Source organism: Gryllotalpicola sp. CP2-P1, from assembly GCF_057512245.1.
On sequence record NZ_JBLRDT010000218.1, the window covers coordinates 1 to 4,014 of the forward strand.

The window sequence follows — 4,014 nt, forward strand, 5'->3', positions numbered from 1 at the left end:
GCCGGTGACGAACGGGCCGCAGCCCTCTCCGCGGTGCCGGGTCACGCCCTCTCGTGACGGCGCGCGAGCTCGTCGAGCGCGGCGGTGACCGCGTTCGGCGGTGCTGACGGCAGCTTCCGGGCGAACGGCGCCCCCGACGCCGCGATCGCCGCGAGGTCCTCGACGGCGAGGTCGAGCTGGCTGCGATGGAACGCGTGCCAGGGGGCGAACGATGTGAGGCCGGCGCGCACCGAGAGCCCCGGCGCGGCGTTCACGACGGACGGGATGAAGGCCTCGTCGGGAATGAGCGTGCGCCGGAAGTGCCGCACGATGCGCGGATCCGCGCCGAGCACGGCGTCGACGGCGCGCGGGCCGAGCGTCAGCCACTGGGCGCCCTTGTGGACCCGCAGCGGCGGGTCGAGTCGCGAGCGGCCGAGGCTCACGGCGACGCCCCGGTCGTAGAAGTCCATCATCGCGAGACCGCGGGGGCGCCGCGTCGCGAACGGCTCGATGCGCCGCACGATCGCACGCAGCACGCGGTTGAGGAAGGGGAACGGCGCCGGGGGGACGATCAGCCAGGAATCCCGGTACCTGCGCACCTCGTCCTCGCGCAGCGGAACCGCGCTCTCGCCCGCCGCCCTGCGGTCGACCACCGGCGAGGACGCGATGAGCGCGTCGCCGCCCGCCTCGTCGAGCTCGCGCTCCCACTCCGCGAGATCGCGCGCCGGCCAGTCGTCGCCCGAGATGAGGGCGCTCCAGCGCGGCTGGAACTCGCGCCGGGCCACCGCGAGCATGCGCAGGGATGCCTCGACGAGAGACCACCGCCCCCACCCGCCCCGCACGGGGTTCGGCACCACCGCCGCCGTCGGGGGCAGCACGCCGGCGGGGAACGGCCCTGATCGGGCATCCCAGTGGACGACGATCCGCGACTGCGGGCTGAGGTGCGTGATGCGCTGCGCGAGCGCCGCGACCTGGTGCGGCCGGCGGTGCGCGAGGATCAGGTAGGCGACACGGCCCCCCGGTGGCTCGTCTGCCGTCATCGCGCGCCCACGTCAGATGACGTCCGCGAACTCGCGCTCGTGGCTCTGGAAGTAGAGCACGCCGACGAAGGCGACGAGAAGCGCGAGCACGATCGAGCCGGCGATCTGCCACAGCGGCGGTGCGCCGACGCCGAGCAGCGACCAGCGGAACTCGTTGAGGTACCAGGTGAGGGGGTTCGCCTCGAACAGCCACCGCAGCCGCTCGGGCACCGACGAGACGGCGTAGGCGACCGGGCTCGCGTAGAGCAGGATCTGCAGGAGCCAGGGCAGGACGTAGCCGACGTCGCGGTACTTGACCGTCAGGGCAGAGGCGGCCATGCCGACGCCGAGGCCGAGGAGCGCGAACAGCAGCGCCCACAGCGGCAGCAGCAGAACCGCCCAGCCGGGGTTCACCTGGTAGAAGAACAGCAGCCCGACGCCGACGCAGAGGCCGACGGCGAAGTCGAGCACGCAACTCGCCGCGGTCGAGATCGGCACGAGGAGCCGGGGGAAGAACACCTTCGCGACCAGCGCCTGATTGGCCAGCAGCGAGCCCGCGGACCGGGTGAGCACGCCGTTGAACAGGTTCCATGAGAGCGTGCCGACGAAGGTGAACAGGAAGAACGGCAGCCCGTCGCTGGACAGCTTGGCGACGGAGCCGAAGATCAGCGAGAACACGCCGGCCGACATCACCGGCTGGATGATCACCCATGCGACGCCGAGGACGGTCTGCCGGTAGCGCACGATGATGTCGCGCTGCGCGAGCCGGACCACGACGTCGCGCGCACGCCACAGATCGGCCGAGCGCGGCAGGTTGAGCCGCCCCGGCGGCTCGATCAGGGTCGTCTGGGTCATCGTGCACCTGCCTCGTACTGGAAATCGGCGAAGACGAGCCCCTTGTCCATGCCGTCGCTCGCGGCGAGCGCGGCGTAGCGCAGCTGGGGCAGCACCTCGAAGCGGGCCGCGGCGTCCCAGGCATCCTGAACGCCCCCCGCCTGGCAGGCGAAGAGGTCAACGCTGTAGGTGCCGGGCTTGAGCCACAGGTTCTTGACGATCAGGCGGCCGCGCTGGGCCCGGTCGGCCGAATAGGTCATGCCGTTGAGGCGCGAGTCGCACTGCGCGATGATCGTGCCGCCCTCGTCGACGATGTGCGCCGAGACCCAGTACGGATTGACGCCGAGCGGCCTCGCGGCCGGCGGAACCCTGAAGCCGATCTCGAAGTCGTCGCCAGAGGCGAGCTGCTCGGTGCCCATCCACACCTGCTCGAAGCGGATGTCGCCGAGGCCTTGGCGGTTCTCGGGGTCCTCTTGCATCGCCGCGTAGTGCGCGAAGCTGCTCGAGTAGGCCTGCAGCGTGGAGTCCACGGAGCCGTGATGCACCAGGCGCCCGCGCTCGAGCAGGATCGCCGAGGTGCACAGGGTCTTCACGGTGTGCAGCATGTGACTGACGTAGAGAACGGTCCGGCCCTGGGTGGCCGCCTCGCGCATCTTGTCGAGCGACTTCCGCTGGAACTCCGCGTCGCCGACCGCGAGCACCTCGTCGATCGCGAGGATCTCGGTCTCGAGGTGCGCCGCGACCGCGAAGGCGAGCCGCACGTACATGCCGGAGGAGTAGCGCTTGACGGGGGTGTCGAGGAACTTCTCCATGCCCGAGAAGTCGACGATCGCGTCGAACTGGCGGGTGATCTCGGCCTTGTTCATGCCGAGCAGTGCGCCGTTGAGGTAAATGTTCTCGCGCCCGGTCAGCTCGGGGTGGAACCCGGTGCCGACCTCGAGCAGGCTGCCCATGCGACCCCGGAACTCGAGCTTCCCCCGCGTCGGCGCGGTGACCCTGGTGAGGATCTTGAGAAGCGTCGACTTGCCGGCGCCGTTGCGGCCGACGATGCCGAGCGCCTCGCCGTGGGGGATCTCGAAGCTGATGTCGTCGAGCGCCTCGAATCGGCCGGTGTCGGTTCGACGCTCGCCGCCGCGCAGGCGCGTCAGCACGGACTCGGCGAGCGTCGACGGCCGGGGCTGCGTCGTGCCCAGGCGGTATGTCTTGCCGAGGTGCTCCGCTCTGACCGCAAAGTCCTTCTGTAGCACGCGGTTTCCTAACGTGTCGGCCGCCGGGAGCGGCGCGGGTCGGGCTCCATCGAGTGAGGAATACTCAAAAGTATTGGCGGGCGAGGGCGGTGGCGCACTCACCAATCCGGGGGGCGAGCCGCGCCGGCATCCATCGGCGAGCGTGAGCAACGCTCAGTTTAGCTCGACCGCGACCCGTCGTCGCGCCCCGGAACGAGGGGCTCAAGGCGCGCGCGCCGCACGGCTAGCATCGTCGCGTGCCCCCGGACCCCGAGCCGCCTGCCGTCAGCGTCGTCATCGCGACGAATCGCTCGGGGCCGTACCTCGCCGAGGCGATCGCCTCGGTCCTCGCGCAGACCGCGCCCGCGCACGAGCTCATCGTGGTCGATGACGGCTCGCCGCAGCCCGCGCTCGTCGACGAGGCCGTCGCCGGAGTGCCCGGTGCGCGCGTGATCCATCAGGGGCCGCGCGGGGTCAGCGTCGCCCGGAACGTCGGCGCTGCCGGGGCGCACGGGAACTACCTCGCCTTCCTCGACGACGACGACCGCTGGCACCCGACGCGGCTTGAGGCCCAGCTCGCCGCCTTCGGGGCCGCGCCGGACGCCGTCGCGGGGTACTGCGGCCTGCAGACCATCGACGCGACGGGCGAGCGGGTGCTGGCCCCCGCCGACCAGACCGCCGTCGGCTCGCACCTCGACGTGGCGCGGCGCGTCACCGGCATCCTGGCCCCCAACCTGCTGATCAGGCGATCGGCGTTCGATGCAGTGGGCGGATTCCACTCGCAGATCCGCTTCGCCGAAGATCTCGACCTCGTCCTGCGGCTCGCCGAGCTCGGCCCCTTCGCCTTCGCCCCCGGCGCGCTCGTCGACTACCGCCTCACCGGCAGCAACACGACCGCGAGGCACCGCGAGCTCGCGCAGGGGATCGACCGGGTCCTCCGCCTGCACCTCGCCGCG

The 4,014-nt window shown here is 71.5% G+C and carries 4 protein-coding genes; 1 reads left to right on the forward strand and 3 read right to left on the reverse strand.

What is annotated here, in order from left to right; all coding sequences use genetic code 11:
• Positions 1 to 41: 41 nt before the first annotated feature.
• From ACM2XV_RS13045 to ACM2XV_RS13055, 3 genes are read right to left on the reverse strand one after another with little or no spacing between them, the layout of a single operon-like run.
• Positions 42 to 1,019, reverse strand: a complete 978-nt coding sequence (locus ACM2XV_RS13045) for a beta-1,6-N-acetylglucosaminyltransferase (RefSeq protein ID WP_344776900.1) — start codon at positions 1,017 to 1,019, stop codon at positions 42 to 44.
• A 12-nt stretch (positions 1,020 to 1,031) separates the two neighbouring features.
• On the reverse strand, positions 1,032 to 1,853 hold the full coding sequence (locus ACM2XV_RS13050; RefSeq protein WP_344776898.1) for an ABC transporter permease: 822 nt from the start codon (positions 1,851 to 1,853) through the stop codon (positions 1,032 to 1,034).
• Entirely contained in the window at positions 1,850 to 3,079 is a 1,230-nt protein-coding gene (locus ACM2XV_RS13055; protein ID WP_344776896.1) for an ABC transporter ATP-binding protein, read from the reverse strand. Before ACM2XV_RS13055 ends, ACM2XV_RS13050 begins: the two co-directional genes overlap by 4 nt.
• 236 nt (positions 3,080 to 3,315) lie before the next feature.
• Here ACM2XV_RS13055 and ACM2XV_RS13060 point away from each other — a divergent pair.
• A partial coding sequence (locus tag ACM2XV_RS13060) for a glycosyltransferase family 2 protein (protein WP_487027238.1) occupies positions 3,316 to 4,014 on the forward strand: 699 nt, incomplete at its 3' end.